This window comes from Dactylosporangium thailandense, from assembly GCF_059739745.1.
In genome coordinates this window covers 5,457,150-5,476,312 of record NZ_AP029195.1, presented here as the reverse complement: position 1 = coordinate 5,476,312, position 19,163 = coordinate 5,457,150, and the positions used below count along the sequence as shown (strand labels likewise).

At 71.0% G+C, this 19,163-nt stretch carries 14 protein-coding genes; 11 read left to right on the top strand and 3 right to left on the bottom strand.

From position 1 onward, the window contains the following. Positions 1-36: 36 nt before the first annotated feature. The 8 genes from AC6JBM_RS23715 to AC6JBM_RS23680 all read left to right on the top strand — a co-directional run bounded on the left by AC6JBM_RS23715 (position 37) and on the right by AC6JBM_RS23680 (position 8,475). Positions 37-1,068, top strand: a complete 1,032-nt coding sequence (locus tag AC6JBM_RS23715; protein WP_497985767.1) for an alcohol dehydrogenase catalytic domain-containing protein — start codon at positions 37-39, stop codon at positions 1,066-1,068. Positions 1,069-1,138: 70 nt separating this feature from the next. Then, complete coding sequence (locus AC6JBM_RS23710) at positions 1,139-1,921, top strand: SDR family NAD(P)-dependent oxidoreductase (RefSeq protein WP_497985766.1); 783 nt, start codon at positions 1,139-1,141, stop codon at positions 1,919-1,921. Between the two features lie 17 nt (positions 1,922-1,938). After that, on the top strand, positions 1,939-3,117 hold the full coding sequence (locus AC6JBM_RS23705) for an acyl-CoA dehydrogenase family protein (RefSeq protein WP_497985765.1): 1,179 nt from the start codon (positions 1,939-1,941) through the stop codon (positions 3,115-3,117). Continuing rightward, positions 3,114-4,046 carry an SDR family oxidoreductase gene (locus AC6JBM_RS23700; protein ID WP_497985764.1) on the top strand — a complete coding sequence of 311 codons (933 nt, stop codon included), beginning with the start codon at positions 3,114-3,116 and terminating at the stop codon, positions 4,044-4,046. Before AC6JBM_RS23705 ends, AC6JBM_RS23700 begins: the two co-directional genes overlap by 4 nt. Continuing rightward, positions 4,039-5,187: an acetyl-CoA C-acyltransferase gene (locus AC6JBM_RS23695; RefSeq protein WP_497985763.1), complete on the top strand. Its 1,149-nt coding sequence runs from the start codon at positions 4,039-4,041 to the stop codon at positions 5,185-5,187. Before AC6JBM_RS23700 ends, AC6JBM_RS23695 begins: the two co-directional genes overlap by 8 nt. Continuing rightward, positions 5,187-6,326 (top strand): acyl-CoA dehydrogenase family protein, encoded by a 1,140-nt coding sequence (locus AC6JBM_RS23690; RefSeq protein ID WP_497985762.1) that lies wholly within the window; start codon positions 5,187-5,189, stop codon positions 6,324-6,326. Before AC6JBM_RS23695 ends, AC6JBM_RS23690 begins: the two co-directional genes overlap by 1 nt. A gap of 3 nt (positions 6,327-6,329) precedes the next feature. After that, positions 6,330-7,112 carry an SDR family NAD(P)-dependent oxidoreductase gene (locus AC6JBM_RS23685; RefSeq protein ID WP_497985761.1) on the top strand — a complete coding sequence of 261 codons (783 nt, stop codon included), beginning with the start codon at positions 6,330-6,332 and terminating at the stop codon, positions 7,110-7,112. A 67-nt stretch (positions 7,113-7,179) separates the two neighbouring features. Next, positions 7,180-8,475, top strand: coding sequence for an MFS transporter (locus AC6JBM_RS23680; RefSeq protein WP_497985760.1), 1,296 nt, complete (start codon positions 7,180-7,182; stop codon positions 8,473-8,475). A gap of 3 nt (positions 8,476-8,478) precedes the next feature. Here the strand turns inward: AC6JBM_RS23680 and AC6JBM_RS23675 are convergent, their stop codons facing one another. Together AC6JBM_RS23675 and AC6JBM_RS23670 are read right to left on the bottom strand one after the other, a co-directional pair. After that, positions 8,479-11,124 carry a family 78 glycoside hydrolase catalytic domain gene (locus AC6JBM_RS23675; RefSeq protein WP_497985759.1) on the bottom strand — a complete coding sequence of 882 codons (2,646 nt, stop codon included), beginning with the start codon at positions 11,122-11,124 and terminating at the stop codon, positions 8,479-8,481. A gap of 362 nt (positions 11,125-11,486) precedes the next feature. After that, entirely contained in the window at positions 11,487-14,063 is a 2,577-nt protein-coding gene (locus AC6JBM_RS23670) for a family 78 glycoside hydrolase catalytic domain (RefSeq protein ID WP_497986516.1), read from the bottom strand. 210 nt (positions 14,064-14,273) lie between these two features. Between AC6JBM_RS23670 and AC6JBM_RS23665 the strand changes: the two genes are divergently transcribed. From AC6JBM_RS23665 to AC6JBM_RS23655, 3 genes are all read left to right on the top strand, one after another. After that, positions 14,274-14,867, top strand: coding sequence for a sugar O-acetyltransferase (locus AC6JBM_RS23665; protein WP_497985758.1), 594 nt, complete (start codon positions 14,274-14,276; stop codon positions 14,865-14,867). After that, complete coding sequence (locus tag AC6JBM_RS23660) at positions 14,864-15,457, top strand: TetR/AcrR family transcriptional regulator (RefSeq protein ID WP_497985757.1); 594 nt, start codon at positions 14,864-14,866, stop codon at positions 15,455-15,457. Before AC6JBM_RS23665 ends, AC6JBM_RS23660 begins: the two co-directional genes overlap by 4 nt. Before the next feature lie 223 nt (positions 15,458-15,680). Beyond that, entirely contained in the window at positions 15,681-16,601 is a 921-nt protein-coding gene (locus AC6JBM_RS23655; protein ID WP_497985756.1) for a universal stress protein, read from the top strand. 36 nt (positions 16,602-16,637) lie between these two features. Here AC6JBM_RS23655 and AC6JBM_RS23650 read toward each other — a convergent pair whose 3' ends face one another. After that, positions 16,638-19,157, bottom strand: a complete 2,520-nt coding sequence (locus AC6JBM_RS23650; protein WP_497985755.1) for a sensor histidine kinase — start codon at positions 19,155-19,157, stop codon at positions 16,638-16,640. Positions 19,158-19,163: the final 6 nt, after the last annotated feature.

Sequence of the window (19,163 nt, the reverse complement as noted above, 5' to 3'; positions counted from 1 at the left end):
TTCCCCGCGACTTAGCATAATGCTAATCTCTGGGGCATGCGCGGACTGGTGTATCACGGCCCCCGGGACGTTCGTCATGACGTCGTGCCGGATCCGATCCTCTCCAACCCGGCCGGCGCGATCGTGAGGGTCAGCAAGGCGAGCATCTGCGGCAGCGACCTGCACATCTTCCACGGCGAGAATGCGCGCGGCACGGGCTTCACCATCGGGCACGAGGCCATCGGGCAGATCGTCGAGGCCGGTGCGGAGGTCCACCGCTTCAAGGCGGGAGACCGGGTGCTGGTCTCGGCGGGGGTGCGCTGCGGCCGCTGCGAGGGATGCGCCTCCGGACCCCACTGCACCGTCCAGGGGGACGACTTCTGCTACGGCCTGGGCCCCGACCTGCCGGGCAGCCAGGCCGAACTGCTCGAGGTGCCGTACGCCGACGCCAACCTGCTGCGACTGCCCGCGGATGTCAGCGAGGAGAACGCCCTGCTGCTGGCTGACTGCGCCAACACCGCCTGGTACGGCGCGAAGAAGGCGAAGATCGCCCCCGGCTCCGAGGTCGCGGTGATCGGCCTCGGCCCGATCGGCCTCGTCGCCGTCATGTCGGCGTTCATCCAAGGAGCCTCCCGCGTGTTCGCCGTCGATCCCGTGGCCGATCGTCGTCGCAGGGCCGAAGAGCTCGGGGCATCGGGGCTCCCGCCGGAGGGGGCAAAAGCGCTCATCGTGGAAGCCACGCGTGGCGGTGTGGGTCACGTCGTCGACGCGGTCGGCACCGACGAGAGCATCGGCTTGGCCCTTCGGGTCGTGCGGAACCGGGGAGCGGTCTCGGTGATCGGCCTGTCGCCCTCCAGGCGCATGGCCTTCCCGATGATGCGCGCCCAGATGCTCTCCCTCGATTTCCATATCGGGCTCGCCACCGGCGAGGACACTCCTGGACTGCTGAACCTGATGCGCGCGGGACGCTTCAACCCCTCCGTCGTCTTCAGCCACAGGCTCCCGCTGTCCGCCGGCGTGAGCGCCTACGACCTGCTCGATCGGCGTGCCGACGGCGTCTGCAAGGTGCTGCTGGATGCGACCGCCTGAAGCGCCGCTCCGGCCCGCGCCGCCGGGTGCGCCGCACCCGGCGACCGGCTCAATCGAAAGGAACGCGCACGTGACATCGCTCGGCGAGCGTGCGGCCGCAGACCCGCTGTTCGACGTGACCGGGAAGGTCGTCGTCGTGACCGGCGGCAGCCGCGGCCTGGGACGGGCAATGGTGCGGGCCTTCGCCGCGAGGGGAGCCATCCCGGTCATCGCCAGCCGGAAGCTGGACGCCTGCCGGGAGCTCGCGGACGAGGTACGCGCCGCATGGGGCACGGACGCCTATCCGGTTGCGGTGAACGTCAACCGGTGGCCGGACTGTGACCGCCTCGCGGACGAGGTCTACGCCCGGTACGGCCGGGTGGACGTGCTCATCAACAACGCCGGCAGCTCCCCGACCTTCCCGAGCGTCGACGCCATCACCGAAGAGCTCTACGACAAGGTGTTCGCCCTCAACCTCAAGGGCCCGTTCCGGCTCATGGCCAACATCGGGACCCGGATGGCCGCGGCCGGAGGCGGGTCGATCATCAATATCGGATCGGTGTCGAGCATGCGACCGCAGCCGATGCTCGTCACGTACGCGGCCGCCAAAGCCGGGCTCAACGCGTTGACCGAAGGCATGGCTCGCGCGCTCGCGCCGAAGGTGCGGGTGAACTGCATCGTCGCGGGGCCCTTCGCGACGGACGTGTTCAAGGCCTGGGATCCCGATGTCTTCCAGCAGGTCATGGCCGAGCCGCTGGCGCTGGGACGGGCCGGGCAACCGGAGGAAGTCGTCGGAGCGGCGCTGTACCTGGCTTCTTCGGCATCGACGTTCACGACCGGCGCGCTGCTGCGGGTCGACGGCGGAACCCCCTGAGAGCGGAGAAGATCACGATGGAGTTTCTGACGCCGCCGGCCGACCACCCGGCGCGCGAACAGGTGCGGGCGTGGCTGCGGGAGCACCCGCATCCCACGCCGAGGCAGCTCGCCGAGTCCGGTTACGTGGCGCCGCACTGGCCCGCGCCGTACGGCCTCGCCGCGGACCCGATGAGCCAGCTGGCCATCGACGCCGAACTGCGCGCGGCAGAGGTGGCCATGCCGGAGAACCCGATCGCGATCGGCTGGGCGGGACCGACGCTGCTCGCCGGCGGCACCGAGGCCCAACAGGAGCGCTACCTGCGCCCGCTGCTGGCCGCGGAGGAGATCTGGTGCCAGCTGTTCAGCGAGCCCGGCCACGGCAGCGATCTCGCGAACCTGTCCACCCGGGCGGTCCGGGAGGGCGCGCACTACGTGGTCAACGGGCAGAAGCTGTGGACGTCGGACGCGCACGTCGCGCACTTCGGCATCCTCATCGTCCGCACGGATCCCGATGCGCCCAGGCACAAGGGCATCTCGTACCTGATCTGCCCGATGGACACGCCCGGTATCACGATCCGCCCGGTGTACGACATGACCGGAACCTTCTACCTCAACGAGGTCTTCTTCGACGACGTGCGGATCCCCGTCGAGAACCTCGTCGGGGAGGAGAACAACGGATGGCGTCTGGCCAAGGTCACGCTCGGCAACGAGCGCGTGTCCCTGTCCGGCGAGGGCGCGCTGTGGGGGCACGGACCCTCGGCGGCCGACCTCCTCGCCAAGGTGCGAGCGGCGAAGCTGGACCTCGACCCGGTACTGCGGCAGGAGCTCGCCAAGGTCTGGATCGAAGGCGAGGTGCTGCGCCTGATCCGGCTGCGCACGGTCACGGCGGCCGTCCACGGACGCCCACCCGGTCCGGAGGCGAGCATCCGCAAGGCACTCTCGGACGAACACGGCCAGCACATCATGAACTTCGTGCGCGACCTCGCCGGCAGCCATGGCCTGCTGACCGGGCACGACCCGTTCGGTTCGCACGATGCGAAGACGTGGGACCACGGCTTCTGCTTCGCGCCCGCCCTGACCATCGGGGGCGGCACCGCTCAGGTCCAGCGCAACATCATCGCCGAGCACGTGCTCGGGATGCCACGCGAGCTCGACGTCGAGAAGGGCATGTCGTGGTCCGAGGCCAGGAACGCGGTGCTGGGGGCGCAGCGGTGAGCATCACGTTCAACGGGCGCGTCGCCGTCGTCACCGGCGCGGGAGGAGGACTCGGCCGCACCTACGCGCTGGAGCTCGCGCGGCGCGGAGCCGCGGTCGTCGTCAACGACCTCGGCGGGTCGCTCGACGGGGCGGGATCGAGTGCTTCCGCGGCCGACCAGGTCGTCGAGGAGATCCGGGCCGCCGGCGGCCGGGCCGTCGCGGAGCACAGCTCGGTCGCGACCGCGCAAGGAGGCGCGGCGATCGTCGACGCGGCCCTGCACGAGTTCGGCAGGCTCGACATCGTGATCAACAACGCCGGCATCCTGCGGGACCGCAGCGCCGCCAAGATGGCCACCCAGGACGTCGACGGGGTGCTCGACGTCCACCTTCGTGGCGCCTTCAACGTGTCGCTGCCCGCCTTCCGCGTGATGAAGGAGCAGCGGTACGGGCGGCTGCTCTTCACGACGTCCGTGGCCGGCCTGCTCGGCAACTTCGGCCAGGCGAACTACAGCGCGGCCAAGATGGGACTGGTCGGCCTGGCCAGCACCCTGTCCATCGAAGGCGAACGTGCGGGCATCCTGGCGAACTGCATCGCGCCCGTCGCCCTGACGAGGATGACCGAGGCTCTGATGCCGGCGGTGTCGCGCGACACCCTTCGCGCCGAGTACGTCACCCCGTTGGCGGTGTACCTGGTCAGCGAGGAGTGCCAGGTGACCCGGGAGATCTTCTCCGTCGGTGGTGGCCGCTACGCCCGCTTCTTCGTCGGGGTGACACCGGGCGTCTACGTCGGTGCGGCAACCCCGACCGTCGAGGATCTCGCCGCGCGGCTCCCCGAGATCCGTGACCTCAACGACCATCTCGTCCTGCGCAGCGCGGACGAGGAAGTCACCTTGCTCGCCAAGTTTCTGCCCGCCAACCCCGCCGAAGGAGCACACGCCAATGCGTGAAGTCGTCATCGTCGAGGCCGCCCGCTCCGCCATCGGCAAGCGCAACGGCAGCCTTTCCCACCTGCACCCGGTCGACCTGCTCGCGAACGTCCAGCGCGGCCTGTTCGAGCGCTCTGGCATCGACCCGGCCGTTGTCGGGCAGGTGGTGGGCGGCTGCGTCAGCCAGGTCGGGCGTCAGGCCGCGAACGTCACCCGCAACGCCTGGTTGGCCGCCGGGCTCCCGCTCGAGGTGGCCGCCACCACCGTCGATGCTCAATGCGGCTCGTCGCAGCACGCCACCAGCCTCGCCCACGCGCTCGTGGCTTCCGGGACCGTCGATGTGGCGGTCGCCTCCGGCGTCGAGGCCATGAGCCAGGTCCCGATGGGCTCCTCCTACGTGCCCGGCCTCGGAACACCGATGGAGTCGGCGTTGTACGGCTATCAGTGGACATCGCAGTTCCAGGGGGCGGAGCTGATCGCGCAGCGCTGGGCTCTCACCCGCGAGGACCTTGACGCCTTCGCTGTTCAGTCGCAGCAGCGGGCCGCGGCCGCCTGGCAGGACGGGCGCTTCGACTCGCAGATCATCGAGGTGTCGGGCGTCGCCCGGGACGAGGGGATGCGCGAGACGTCGATGGAAGGCCTGGCCGGCCTGCGTACCGTCATGGGAACGGACGACCCGATCGTGGGTCCGGCCGGGGGCCTGCACACCGCCGGGACGGCCTCGCAGATCTCCGACGGGGCCGCCGCCGTGCTGCTGATGTCGGCGCAGCGGGCGCAGGAGCTGGGTGTGCGGCCGCTGGCGCGCATCGTCGACACCTGCCTCGTGGGCTCCGACCCGGTGGCGATGCTCACTGGCCCGATCCCGGCGACGCAGCACCTGCTCAAGCGCAACGACCTGGCGATGTCCGACATCGGCGTCGTGGAGGTCAACGAGGCGTTCGCCTCCGTCGTCCTCGCCTGGCAGCGCGAGCTCGATGCCGACCCGGACACCGTCAACCCCAACGGCGGTGCGATCGCCCTGGGCCACCCGCTCGGGGCCACCGGCTGCTTCCTGCTCACCAAGACCGTTCACGAGCTGCGGCGCAGTGGCTCCCGCTATGGGCTCGTCACGATGTGCTGCGGTGGCGGCATGGGCACCGGCACGCTGCTGGAGCGGTGCTGATGGCCTCGCTCGCCACCGACGCGCTCGGGTTCGTGTTCACACCGGAGCAGGAGACGCTGCGCGGCATCGTCCGTACCTTCCTCAGCGACAAGTGCTCGGAGGCGGACGTGCGCCGTCTCATGGCCTCCGACGAGGGATTCGACCGCGCGACCTGGTCGCAGCTGGCCCAGCAGCTCGGGCTGACGGGTCTGGCCGTCCCGGAGGAGTACGGCGGCAGCGGTTTCGGCTTCGTCGAGACCGCCATCGTTCTCGAGGAGCTCGGCCGGGCGCTGGCACCCGTGCCCTACTTCGCCTCCGCCGTCCTGGCCACGCAGACATTGCTGCACAGCGGCGACGAGCAGGCCATGAAGCAGTGGCTGCCCCGCCTCGCCTCGGGTGAGATCATCGGGACGCTGGCGTTCAGCGACGCGAACGGCACCTGGAACCTCGAGGCGCCCACCACGACCGCCACGGCGCGCGCCGGGAAGTGGGTGCTCGACGGCGTGACGAGCTTCGTGATCGACGGGCTCGCCGCCGACCTGATTCTGGCGGTCGCACGTACCTCCGCGGGTCCCTCGCTGTTCGCCGTGGCGGCATCCGCGGCCGGCGTGCACCGTGAGGCGCTCGCCGCGCTGGACGGGACCAGGAAGCTTGCCCGGATCACGCTGGACGGCGTCGTCGCCGAACTCGTCGGCGATGAGGGCGCCGCCGGCTCCACCCTGCGGCTGGTGCTGGACCTGGCGCTGGTCGGGCTCGCGGCCGACGCCGTCGGCGGGGCGCAGTTCCTGCTCGAACGGACCGTGCGGTACACGGGGGAGCGTTATCAGTTCGGGCGGCCGATCGGAGCGTTCCAGGCGGTCAAGCACCGCTGCGCGGAGATGCTGCTGGCGGTCGAGTCGGCCAAGACGGCCGCCTACTACGGTGCGTTCGTCGCGGCCGACCTCGACGAGGAGCTGCCGGTGATCGCCGCTCTGACGAAGGCCTACTGCAGTGACGCGTACTTCAAAGTCGCCGGCGACGCGATCCAGCTGCACGGCGCGATCGGCTTCACGTGGGAGCACCCGGCGCATCTGTACTACAAGCGTGCGAAGAGCGCGCAGTTGCTCTTCGGGCCACCGTCGCTGTGGCGCGAGCGGCTGCTGCAACGACTGGGTGTCTGAGCGATGCCTGACCTGACAGGTACCGCTTCCGTCGTCACGGGCGGGGCGTCCGGGCTCGGCGAGGCCACCGCACGCCGGCTGGCCGGGCTGGGCGCGACAGTGGTGATCGTGGACCTGCAACGGGACCGTGGCCGGAAGGTGGCCGGCGAGATTGCCGGGCATTACGCGCACGCCGATGTGACCGACGAGGATGCGGTGATCGCGGCGGTCGAGCTGGCATCCGGGCTGGCGCCCCTGCGGACGTTGGTGTGCGCGGCCGGCATCGGCGCGAGCCGGCGCGCCATCGGGCGGGACGGGAAGTACGACTCCGCGCTGTCCCTGGCGGAGTTCAAGCGGATCGTCGACGTCAACCTGGTCGGCACGTTCAACTGCGCGCGGCTGGCCGCGACCGCCATGTCGCGGCTCGCGCCGGTCGACGCTGACGGGCAGCGCGGTGCGATCGTCACGATCGCCTCCATCGCCGCCATGGACGGGCAGACCGGGCAGACCGCGTACGGCTCGTCGAAGGCGGGCATCTGCGGCCTGACGCTGCCCCTCGCGCGCGACCTGGCCGCCATCGGCGTGCGCGTCAACTGTGTGGCGCCCGGTCTCTTCGACACGCCCATCTACGAGGGGCACCCGGACCCGGAGGCGTTCAAGGCGGCGCTGACGCGGGACACGCTGTTTCCACGCCGGCTCGGGCGCAGCCCGGAGCTCGCGCGGTTGGTCGTGGAGATGCTCGTGAACGACTACGTCAACGGCGAGGTCATCCGCATCGACGCCGGAACCCGGTTGCGCGCGAAGTAGGTCTGTGACAACGGTGTTGCGAGCATGTTAGCGTATTGCTAAATCCGGCTCGGGCGAGAGGAACGCCGTGAAGCGATTCGGCGGGGTAGGGCTGACACCGGTCGTGGTGCTCTTCTCCTTGAAGATCCTGGACGAGATGAACGGCACGGCCTTCTCCGTGCTCACGCCGGAGATCAAGCGCGAATTCGGCCTGTCGATCTCGGGCGTCACGTCGTTGTTCGGCGCCGGCGCGGCGGTCGGATTCTTCGGCGGCCTGTGGATCGGATGGCTGGCGGACCGCCGGTCACGGCTGGCGATAGCCCTGACCGGCGCCGCGCTCTGCGCGGGATTCACCTTGCTCACCGGCCTCGCGGGCGGCATCACCCTGCTTGCCGTCGCGCGCCTCGGGGCGGGACTGGGCAAGACGGTCAACGACCCCACGCACCGGTCCCTGCTGTCGGACTACTACGCGCCGGACGATCGCGGGAAGGTGCTGGGTCTGTACCTCAGCGCCGCGACGGTCGCCGGAATCCTCGTGCCGCTGCTCGCGGGCGGCCTGGGCTACGTGTTCGGCTGGCGGAGCGTCTTCGTCATCATGTCGGTCCCGCTCGTCGTCTGCGTCGCGCTCGCCGCCCGCCTGCTGCGCGAGCCGATCCGGGGAAGGTTCGAGCGGATCGCCGCCGGCGGCAGTGGCGAGGTGCTCGACGTCGAGGAGCGCCCGGTCTCGTTGCGCGAGGCGTGGCGCGTCATGCGCCGCATCCCCACCCTGCGGACGCTCCTGCACTGCGTGCCCTTTGTCACGGTGTCGTTCGCCGGGCTGCTGACACTGCTGTCGATTCAGTACAGCGAGCGCTACGGCTTCAACGAGGCGCAGCTGGGCTTCCTCATCTCCGGTGCGAGCGTCGCCAACGTGTTCGGGCTGGTGCTGATCGGCAAGTGGGTGGGGCAGGACCCCCGGCGCGTGTACAGCTCGTTCCGGCTTGCGATTCCGCCCCTGGCGGTGGGCTACCTCGTGATGGGCTTCGCGCCGAACGTGAGCGTCAACCTGATCGGCGTGCTCATCATCATGGTCTTCGCCGCGCCGCTGCTCATCGGGCCGGCCCTCGTGGTCGCCCTGGTGACTCCACCGGCGCTGCGCGCGAGCGGGTTCGCCATCGCGACGTTCTACGAGCTGCCGGCCTTCTTCATCATCGTCGGCATCGGAGCCCTCGCCGACACCGCCGGGTTCGCCGTCGCGTTCGCTTCGATGATCGTACCGCTCGCGATCGGTGCGGTGATCTTCCACCGGGGGGCCAGGACGGTGCTGGCCGACATGGCCGCGATGCAGAAGACGACGCTGGAGCACTCCGAGCAGCGCCTGGTCGAACAGGAGCCCGCCTCCTAGGCTTCACCGCCCGGGTTGGCCGGGCCACGGGCATGCGTACCCGCGTGATCCGGGTGACTGGTCACGTACCGACCCGTCGGGCAGCCGCACCCGCGCCGTCGTGCCCGGCGGCACGGTGACGTCCAGCAGGAACCGACCGTCCCGGATCTCCCACGCGCTCACGATGCGCCCGTATGGACTGTCGTGCTCGGCCCGGGCCCATGTCAGCCCGCCGCCGGGGCGCGGACTGACCTCGAAGCGCCGGTAGCCGGGGGAGTCGGGCAGGCGGCGGACCCCGGCGACGTACTCGTGCAGAAAGGAGATGACCGCGCCCTTGCTGTAGTGGTTGAGCGACATGGGCTCGCCCACCTGGCCGGGGTCGCCGTCCCGCACGGGTGCCCAGTTCTCCCAGATTGTCGTCGCCCCCTGCGCCAGCATGTACAACCAGGACGGCTCCTCGTCCTGCAGCAGCAGGTCGTAGGCGACGTCGACGTGGCCCGAGTCCGCCAGCGCCGGCAGCAGCAGCGGTGTGGCCAGGAACCCGGTGCCGACGTGGTTGCCCGCCTCGCGCACCAGCGCCGCCAACCGGCCGGCCGTCTGGTCGCGCAGCGCCTCCGGGACGAGGCCGAAGGCGAGGGCACGCGCATGATTGGCCTGCGTGTCGGGAAGCAGGCGGCCGCCGTCGCCGATGAACTCGCGGCGCCAGGCGTCACGCGCGCCGCCGGCGAGCTGACGGTAGCGATCGGCCTCGGCGGCGTGCCCGAGGCGTTCGGCGATCTGCGACAGCAGCGCCGCGGAGCGGTACAGATACGCCGTGGCTGTGTCCGAGGCGTCGTTGCGCTTCGTGAAGACGGCGACCCGGTCCTCGCCGGGCTCGGTCCACTCGCCGAACTGGAATCCCGTGTCCCACAGGTACCGTTCGTGCGGCTCGGCCGGTCCGGTGCGGCGCGGGTGCCGTCCGTCGCGTGCCTGCGCGGCCGCCCAGTCGACCCAGGCGACCATCGAGGGGAAGGCCTCGTCGAGGAGGCGTACGTCCTCGTAGATGCGCCACATGTACCAGGGCACGATGACGGAGGCGTCGCCCCAGCCGGCCGATCCGGTGAGGTACGCCTGCGTCGGGTCGTGCGCGCCGCCGGACCCGTGACCGTTCGGCACCACGTTGGGCACGCGGCCGTCGGGCCACTGGTCCGCCCACAGGTCCCGCAGCCACTTCGCGGTGAACCCGCCGACGTCGAAGAGGAAGGCCGCGGTCGGCATGTACAGCTGCCAGTCACCGGTCCACCCGGACCGCTCGCGCTGCGGGCAGTCGGTCGGGATGTCGCACATGTTGCCGCGCAGGCTCCAGACCGCGGCCTCGTGCAGGCGGTTGAGGCAATCGTCGCCGCACGAGAACCAGCCGGTGCGTCGCAGGTCCGAGTGCACGACGATCCCGTCGACGTCGGCTGCCGCCAGGTCGTCCGCGAGTCCGTCCACCCGGACGTAGCGGAACCCGTGGGTCGTCAGCCGCGGCTCGAACACGTCGCCGGCGCGGCCGGCTGAGACAACCTCGTCCACCTGGCCCAGGGCGTGGAACACCGGGCCCCGGCCGGAAATGACGGGCCTGAGGTGCTCGAGGTCGACGTCGCCCGACGGGCCGAGGCGCTCACCGTGGGTCAGCGTGATGCGCGTGCCCGCTTCGCCGAGCCGCCGTAGCCGTACCCATCCGTTGATGTTCTGCCCGAGATCGACGATGTGGCGGGCCGGCCCGATCCGGGTCACGGCGGTGGGCGTGAGCGCCTCGACGCGCCGGACGCCGGGGGCGGCGGAGCTGCGTAGCCGGCCGTAGTCGTGCCTCACCGGTCGAACCGGTCGCCAGCCCGGCCCGGCAGGCTCGGAGCCGTCACCGTTGTCGTCGCGAAGGTCGACGAACTGGCCCTGGATGAGGTCGGCCGTGATGCTCGTCGGCCGGGACAGCCACGCTTCGCCGGTCCGCGCGAGCACCTGGCCGTCGACGTGGATCTCCGCCAGGAAGGCGAGCTGCTGGCCGAAGCAGTCGAAGTCCCTGGCGTAGCCGAGCTGGCCTCGAAACCAGCCGTCCGCGAGACGGGCGGTGACATGGTTGCGGCCGGCCCTGAGGTAGTCGGTGACGTCGAAGGTCTGCACCTGCAGGTTCGTGCGGTAGGCGGTGAACCCCGGGGTGAGCTCCTGGTCGTCGACGCGCCGCCCGTTGATGAACAGCTCGTAGAGCCCGTGCGCGGTCGCGTACACGCGCGCGGCCCGGTGCGCCGGCGGGACGAGGAAACCGGTGCCGACGACGTGCACCCGTCGCGCACCGGGTGGGGCGAGCTCGTCCTCGGCGGGCGCGATCCAGGAGGCGGTCCAGTCGGCCGGCCCGAGCATCCCGGTCTCCCACCAGGCGCTCGCCGACCATGGACTCTCGCCGAGGTCGGTCCAGACCCGCACCCGCCAGTCGACCCGGGTGTGGGCCGGGACCGGCGGGCCGTCGTAGGGGACGAGCAGGTGGGAGGGTGAGCACCGCCGGCCCGAGGTCCAGCTGCCGACCTCGAGCTCGTACGCATGCTGGGCAGCGGCGCCCTCCGGCAGCCGCCACGAGAGACGAGGCTGTGACTCGCTGGTTCCCAGCGCGGTGGTCAGGTGCTCGAAGCGCAGATGCGATGGAATGAGGACCATTCGAGAACATTAGCGTTACGCTAATAGCATTCACCAGTCCTGGCGAGTGGCAGGCTGCCCGTAGACCGAATCTCCGGGATTTAGCGATCTGCTAAACTCCACCCATGGCGTGCGGGGTCGCGTTCGTGCGCGGACTGCAGGCGTCCGGCGACGTCCTGGCCACGGGGAAGCACTTCCTTGCCTGCATGGCTCCCGAGGGGGCGCTGAACATGGCCGAGGGTGCACGCCGGCCCGCGCGAGCTCTACCTGGACCGGCGTCGCGCCTTCTCCTCGGTCGGTCGCGCCGGCGGCGCAGCAGAGTAGACGCCGGTGCGACCGGGTCGGTGGCCCCGTGCGGCACCGACCCGGTCGCCATTCAGCGTCTACGGCAGGTTGCTGACGAGCGAGTGCCGGCCGGGCTGCAGTTCGACCTGCGCTCCGTCGGGCAGCCGCACCTCGGCGGTGGTCCCGGGCGCGACGGTCACGCTGAGGTGCAGCCGGCCGTCCTGCTGCTGCCAGGCCGACTCGATCGGGCCGTAGGGGGTGTCGAGCCGGGCTCGGGCCCAGGTGAGGCCGCCGCCCGGGTGAGGCTGTACCAGAAATCGCCGGTAGGCCGGGAAATCCGGAAGCAGGCGAATGCCTGCCACATGCGTGTGCAGGAAGGAGATCACGGCGCCCTTGCTGTAGTGGTTGAGCGAGTCCCGTGGGACGCCGTGCTCGTCGAGCCCGTCCCATCGCTCCCAGACCGTCGTCGCTCCCCGCTCGAGCATGGTCAGCCAGGACGGTTCCGTCCGCTGCAGCAACAGCTCGTACGCGACGTCGAGGTGTCCGGTGTCCGCAAGCACCGGAAGCAACATCGGCGTCGTCAGGAACCCCGTTCCCACGTGCGTGCCGGCGGCGCGGACGGCGGCGACGAGATGTGCGGCCACCTCCGCGCGCAACGCGCTCGGCACCAGGTCGAAGGCCAGCGCCCGCGCGTAGTTCGCCTGCGTGCCCGGCGCGATCGTCCCGTCAGGGGCCAGGTACTCGATCTGCCACGCGTGCCGGATCCGCGCTGCGAGATCGGCAAACCGCTGCGCGTCGGCGTCGCGGCCGAGCACGGCCGCGGCCGCCGCAACCTGCTGGGCGGACCGGAAGAAGTATGCGGTGGCGACGATCCCCATGTCGGTTTCCATGCGCATCAGCGACTGGATCACGTCGTCCGGGTCGTCCGGTTCGAGCCACTCGCCGAACTGGAACCGGCTGTCGAGCAGGAAGGCCTCGTGTGGCTGCGGGTCCCCGGTCCGGCTGGCGTGCCGTTCCTCGCCGGCGATGCGCTCCTGGAGCCGCACCCAGCGAAGCATCGTGGGGTAGAGCCGTTCGAGCAGCCGGCGGTCTTCGTAGTGGAGCCAGTGCTGCCATGGCACGTGCGCGGCCGCATCCGCCCAACCCGCCGCGGTCGCGAAGAACGCCGCTTCGAACGGGTACTCGTCGCGCAGTGACTCGTGCCGGTCCGGGACGATCGTGGGGACGCCCCCGGACGGGTGCTGCTGTGCGGCGAGGTCATGCAGCCACTTGGCGTTGAAGCCGGCGACGTCGTAGAGGAAGGCGGCGGTCGGCAGGAACAGCTGCCAGTCGCCGGTCCAGCCGGCTCGTTCCCGCGTCGGGCAGTCCGTGGGCACGTCGCAGGCGTTGCCCCGGAAGCTCCAGTCGCTGATCTCGTGCAGCTGGTTCAGCTCGTCGTTGCTGCAGGCGAAGTGCCCGGTCCGTTCCAGGTCGCTGTGCACGACCTTGGCCGTCACGTCCGCGGCGGCCAGGTCGCGCGGGTGGCCGGTGATCGAGACGTACCGGAATCCCTTGGTGGTGTGCCGCGGCTCGTACGGCTCGTTGCTCCCCGCGGAGATGACCGAGTCGGTCTGCGCCACGCCGTCCAGGTGCGCGAAGTGCAGATGCTCGATCGTGACGTCGCCGCCGGCATCCAGCGCCTCCCCGTACACCAGTGAGACCTTGCTGCCGGCGGGTCCCGCGTCGCGCAGCCGCAGCCAGCCGTTGATGTTCTGCCCGACGTCGACGACCTGGGTGCCGTTCGGCAGCTTGTGCACCGCGGCGGCGGGCAGTTCCTGGACCTGCCGGACGGGTGGTGCGACCGGGCCGACGAGCGTGTCGTGGTCGCGGTCCGCGCGGAGCACCGGCTGCCAGTCCGACGGCGTGATGCGCTGGTCCTGGTGCTGCCCGCGGGTCAGCTCGACCGCGGTGACCGAGCTCGGGGCGCACTGCCAGGCCGGGCCGGTGCCGAAGACCGTCGTCGTGCCGTCCTCGAGCTCGATGTGCAGCTGCCCCAGGAAGGCGGTCCGGGCGCCGTAGCCGTCGGCGATGCTCATGTGCGGACTCACCGACCGGTACCAGCCGTCGCTGAGCAGTGCCGACACCTCGTTGCGGCCCACGCGCAGCATCGGCGTCACGTCGTAGGACTGGACCTGCGTGCGGTGCGCGTAGGCGGTGGAGCCCGGAGTCAGCTCCAGGTCGCCCACGCGGGTGCCGTTGACGAACGCCTCGTACAGGCCGTGCGCCGTGGCGAGCAGTGTCGCGCGCCGCACGGCGACGTCGAGGTCGAACGCACCCTTCAGCCAGTAGGCGGGCCGCTGACCGCCGGGCGGCAGGGGCATCGTCTCATGTGGACCGATCCAGGCGGAGACCCACTCGGTGAGCGTGAGCAGCCCGGTGCAGAAGCGTTCCGGCTCGGACCAGTCGCTCTGGCCCAGGTCTGTCCAGACGCGCACCCGCCAGCTCAGGTCCTGCAGGCTCCGCAGGCGAAGGCCCGCGGCCTCCACCAGGACGCTGCTCGTGGACTCGACGCGACCGGAATCCCATTCGCCCACCTGGAGTTGGTAGGCCACCTGGTGGATCGTGCCGGCCGGCAACCACCAGGAGAACCGTGGCGAGGGGAGCGTCAGGCCACGCGGGCTGCGCAGCCCCTCCACCCGAAGCCGGGATGGCCGTCCCACAACCAGTTCCGACACGTAGCCCCCTCGAGTCTTGAATTTAGCAAAACGATAACACGGGTCGGAGAGGGTTCCGCCGGGCATTCGCGGGCGCGACGAGCGCGCCGGAAGCGCTCGGGGCGTGGCGCCGTGAACGGGATGCGCGCGGGATGATGCGTACGGTCGTACACTGAGTGTACGATCGTACGCATGACGTTCGTTGATCCCGCTGACGGTGACGTGCGGTCCATGCGGGAACGCATGCTGGCCGGTGACCTGTACCGAGGTGCCGACCCGGAGTTGGAAGCCGAGATGCGCCTGGCGATGGTGCGGACGAAGGCGTTCAACGACAGCGAGCCACAAGACCCGGACGCACGCCGGAAGCTGCTGGAGCAGCTGCTCGGGTCGGTCGGCGTCGATGTGGACATCCGTCCGCCGTTGCACGTCGACTACGGCAGCCACCTGCACGTCGGTGACCGCACCTTCATCAACTTCGGGCTGATGGCCCTGGACGTGGCGCAGATCCGTATCGGCCAGGATGTGCTGATGGGGCCGAATGTGCAGCTGCTGACGCCGACGCATCCGATTGACCCGCAGCTGCGTCGCGCCAAATGGGAAGCAGCGTTGCCGATCACGATCGGGGACAACGTGTGGATCGGCGGGATGGCGGTGATCTGTCCCGGCGTCACCATCGGCGACGACTCGATCGTCGGGGCCGGTGCGGTCGTCACGAAAGATGTCCCGGCCGGCGTTGTCGTTGTGGGCAACCCGGCGCGCGTCGTTCGGTCCGTCCACGACCGATGACCTCCGGTCACGGTTCCCCCGGTAGGGCACGCCGCCGGTACGAGCCGGACCGGCGGCAGCGGCTGGTCGAAGCAACGCTCGATGTCATTGCCGAACGTGGCGTCGCCGGCACGACGCACCGTCAGGTGGCGGCGGCCGCCGATGTGCCACTGGGCTCGGTCACCTATCACTTCACCGGCCTCGACGATCTTCTGACGTCTGCCTTCACCCACCTCGCGGAGACGATGGCGGCAACGTTCGAAGCGCGGATGGCGGCCATCGAGCGCGGCGCCGACGCCCGCGCGAGAGTCGTCGAGGCAATGCTGGCCGACCTGGCCGACAACCAGAGAAGCGCCGTGCTCACCTACGAGCTGTACGCCGCGGCGGCGCGCAATCCGCAGCTGCGCGTGGTGACTCAGGCGTGGATGGAACGCAGCCGCCGGTCGCTGCGGCGGCACTTCGATCCCGACACCGCCGAGGCGCTCGACGCTCTGATAGAAGGACTCGTCCTGCACGCGACCTTGTCCACCGACCCGGTCGACCCGGACAAGATCAAAGGTGCCGTCTACCGGATGATTCCCGGGATCTCCCGCGACGACCGGCAGACCTGACGCTTCCGCGCCGCTCGCGCCCATGCCCGGGCGTGGCCGGACCGTCGGGCGGCGCCGGGAGCACAGGCGGGCCTCGCCGCCGGTCACCCTCGGCGGGCGAATCTGCCGCGCTCGGGTGTGGGTCTCGTCGAAACGGAGAGCGTGCGTGTCGCACCCGTGTGGTGCTCAGGGATCGGAGGGACCACGATCGTGACGCCGGTTGCCGGCCGACGAGGAGGAGGCGATGATGCCGACCCGCATCATCCTCGGTTACGACGGTTCCCCGGCAGCGACCGCGGCGATCGAGGCGGGCGCCCGGCTGTTCCCGCAGGCGTATGCGTGGGTGGCGCACCTGTGGACGCCGCCGTTCGGCAGCACGAGCCTGCGCGAGCGGCTGTGGGCCGGTGCCGAGCACGTCGACGAGTTCGTCGAGGCGGTCGAGCGGGAGGGCCGACGGGAGGCCGACCGGATGGCGGCTGTCGGCGTCACCCTCGCCGCGGCCGCCGGTTGGACTGCCGAACCGCTCGTCGTGTCCAGCTACGGCGGGGAAGGACTCCGGTTCGCCGAACTCGCCGAGCGTGTCGACGCCGATCTCGCCCTGGTCGGATCGCGCGGGCTCGGCGGCACTCGAGCGGTGCTGGGCAGCGTGTCGGACATGGTCGTGCACTACGCGTCCCGGCCCGTCCTCGTCGTCCCGTATCCGCTGGTGACCGACGAATTCGCGGCCCTGGCCGAGGGACCGGTGCTCGTCGGGTACGACGACTCCGCCGGGGCACAGGCTGCGCTGGCGACTGCGGGCCGGCTGTTTCCGACCCGGACGCTGCTGCCGGCGACAGTGCAGGACGGTCAGGTCACCGGCGAGGCAGCACAGTCGCCGCCGGCGGGCAACCGAGTGGCGGCGCGGCTGCGGCTGGCCGGCGGGCAGGGGCCGCACGGACGTTCGGTTGCCGCGGCGCTGGCGGGATGCGCCCGGCAGCGCGCGGCGGCCGTGCTGGTCGTCGGGTCGCGCGGCCGCTCTGCCGTTCGTGAGATTCTGCTCGGCAGCGTGGCGATGGCCGCGTTGCACCACGCTCATCTGCCGGTGCTCGTCGTGCATACTGCCTCGGCAGGGGTCGAGCACGAATCCGCTGGGACGGCGGCGTCGCGGCCGGCCGCAGCACCGTGAGCAAGCGCGGGGCCAGGGTTGCCCGCGTCGGCGTCATCAAGTGGCGGCGGTGGGCAGGGTCAGGCTCACGGTGAGCGCGCCGCCAGGGGCGGCGTGGTGGCGCAGTGTGCCACCCATGGCCTCGGTGAGCGCACGGGCGGTGTCCATCGGGATGCTGCGGACAGAGTCGACACCGATCGTCCCGGGCGTTGCCCGGGTGTGCCGTTCGTCCACGGCCGGTGGGCGCCGGTCGTCGCCGGTGACGTCGATCGCGAGACCATCGGGCAGCACGTGCACGCTCAGCGTGGCCTGCGCCGGCCGCGGGGTGCGGCGCAGGACATCGGAGGCGAGGCTGGTGATCACGCGGGTGAGCAGGTTGGCATCCGCGATGACGTCGGGCATGTCTTCAGGGGTGTCCACCGCGATGTCGCGACCTCCCGGGCCGAGGTCTTCCAGTGCCACTGACAGAACCTCGTCGAGTTCGACCGGGCGCAGGTGGATGTCCAGTGCTCCCGCATTGGCCTGTGCGAGGTGCCGCAGGTCGGTGAGCACGCCCGCGATGTGGTCGAGGCCGGCTCGTCCGGCCGCGGTCCGATCCCGTCGTTGCCGGACGCTGAGCGGGTCGTCCGTGGCGAGGCGGTCGAGCGTGTCGCGTACCAGGGCCAGTGGCTCCTGCAGTTCCCGTTCTGTGGCCAGCAGCATCGTGGTGCGCGCCCGGTCAGCGGCGATCTGCTGGTCGGCGCTGGCGACATGCGCGGCAAGCCGCTGGCGGTCGCGGCAGGCGGCGAGCTGGGCGGCGCACGCCACCAGCACCCGCTGGTCGTTGTCGCCCAGGACGCGGCCTCGCCCGGCGAGGGTGAGCGACTGTCCCGCCGGGACGCTCGTGTCGGCCTCGTCGGGGAGTTCCGGCGGGCGGTCGCCGGCCGAGGCGAGCACCTGCCAGGGCCGCCCCGACGCGCCCGTCGGTTCCCGACCGAGCAGGCTGACCGCGTCCAGTGCGAAGAGCCGGCGGATACGCTCCACCTGGGCGGGCAGGTTCGGCTCACCCAGCGCGGCGCGGGCCAGCGAGCTGAGCGCGGCCGCCTCCGCCGACGCGCGCACGGCGCGGCGGGTCTGCCGGGTGGCGGTGTCGATCGCCCAGCCGAGGATCGTCGCGACCGCGACGAAGAGGACCAGCGCGGCGATGTCGTCCGGCCTGGTGAGCAGCAACGCGTGCTGCGGCGCCATGAACCAGTAGTCGGCCAGCAGCACGGCCGCCAATGCCGTTGCCGTGGCCGCGTACAGGCCGCCGGTCAGCGCCGCGACGATCACGGGTAGCAGGTAGCCCAGCAGGACGCTGGAGTGGGTGAATCGTGTTTGCAGCCCGGCGAGTGTGACGGCGGACAGCAGCAGCACCGCCAGGACCACCGCGGCGAGATACTGCCGGGCACCCCGCCCTCGGCCCGCGCGTGGCAGCCGCAGCCCGGGTGCGCCGGCCGCGTGCTCGTGCGCGACCATGTGGACGTCGATCGGCCCCGACAGGCGGATGACCCGGGCGCCCACGCCTTCACCGGTCAGCGCCGACATCGGCCACGGTGTACGGCTGGCGCCGAGGACGACCTGCGTGGCGTTCTCGGCCTGGGCGAACTGCAGGATCGCCTTCGCCACATCGTCGCCCACGACCTGGTGGTAATGACCGCCGAGCGACTCGACGAGCACACGCTGGGCGGCCAGCGCCGGTTGGCTGCCCAGCGTCAGGCCCCCGCTGGGGATGACGTGGACCGTGAGCAGTTCGGCGCCCTGGATGCGTTCGGCGATGCGGGCGGCCCGGCGGATGAGGGTTTCGCCCTCGCGGCCCCCGCTGAGCGCGACCAGGATTCGCTCGCGGGTCTCCCAGCCGGTGGCGATGCCGTGCTCGGCGCGATACCGCTGCAGGCACTCCTCGACCCGGTCGGCCACCCACAGCAGGGCCAGTTCGCGCAGGGCGGCGAGGTTGCCGGGGCGGAAGTAGTGGGTCAGCGCCGCCTCGATCCGGTCCGGCGGGTAGACGTTGCCGTGCACCATGCGCCGGCGCAGCGCCTCCGGCGTCATGTCGACCAGTTCGACCTGCTCGGCGCGCCGCGCCACCGAGTCCGGCAGGGTCTCGTGCTGGGTGATGCCGGTGATCTGGCGCACGACGTCGTTCAGGGACTCCAGATGCTGGATGTTGAGCGTGGTGACCACGTCGACGCCGTGGTTGAGCAGCTCCTCGACGTCCTGCCACCGCTTGGCGTTGCGGCCGCCGGGAGCGTTCGTGTGCGCCAGCTCGTCGATGAGCGCGACCTGCGGATGCCGGGCGAGCACCGCGTCGAGGTCCATCTCGGTGAGCCGGGCGCCCCGGTACTCGACCTCACGCCGGGGCACCAGCTCCAGACCATCGGCCATCGCCGCGGTGAGCCTGCGGCCGTGTGGCTCGATGAACCCGATCACGACGTCGGTACCCCGCGTTCGGCGGCGTTGCCCCTCCGCCAGCATGGCGTAGGTCTTGCCGACGCCGGGCGCCGCGCCAAGGTAGATACGCAACCGCCCCCGCGTCGTCGTGCCGGTCTTCAGCGCCACGTCGAC

Excerpts from the sequence above, each read along its gene's own strand:
- AC6JBM_RS23675 (WP_497985759.1), bottom strand. The coding sequence starts at position 11,124 with ATGGTCCTCATTCCATCGCATCTGCGCTTCGAGCACCTGACCACCGCG.
- AC6JBM_RS23665 (WP_497985758.1), top strand. The coding sequence starts at position 14,274 with ATGACGTTCGTTGATCCCGCTGACGGTGACGTGCGGTCCATGCGGGAA.
- AC6JBM_RS23695 (WP_497985763.1), top strand. The coding sequence starts at position 4,039 with ATGCGTGAAGTCGTCATCGTCGAGGCCGCCCGCTCCGCCATCGGCAAG.
- AC6JBM_RS23715 (WP_497985767.1), top strand. The coding sequence starts at position 37 with ATGCGCGGACTGGTGTATCACGGCCCCCGGGACGTTCGTCATGACGTC.
- AC6JBM_RS23660 (WP_497985757.1), top strand. The coding sequence starts at position 14,864 with ATGACCTCCGGTCACGGTTCCCCCGGTAGGGCACGCCGCCGGTACGAG.
- AC6JBM_RS23655 (WP_497985756.1), top strand. The coding sequence starts at position 15,681 with ATGATGCCGACCCGCATCATCCTCGGTTACGACGGTTCCCCGGCAGCG.
- AC6JBM_RS23690 (WP_497985762.1), top strand. The coding sequence starts at position 5,187 with ATGGCCTCGCTCGCCACCGACGCGCTCGGGTTCGTGTTCACACCGGAG.
- AC6JBM_RS23705 (WP_497985765.1), top strand. The coding sequence starts at position 1,939 with ATGGAGTTTCTGACGCCGCCGGCCGACCACCCGGCGCGCGAACAGGTG.
- AC6JBM_RS23685 (WP_497985761.1), top strand. The coding sequence starts at position 6,330 with ATGCCTGACCTGACAGGTACCGCTTCCGTCGTCACGGGCGGGGCGTCC.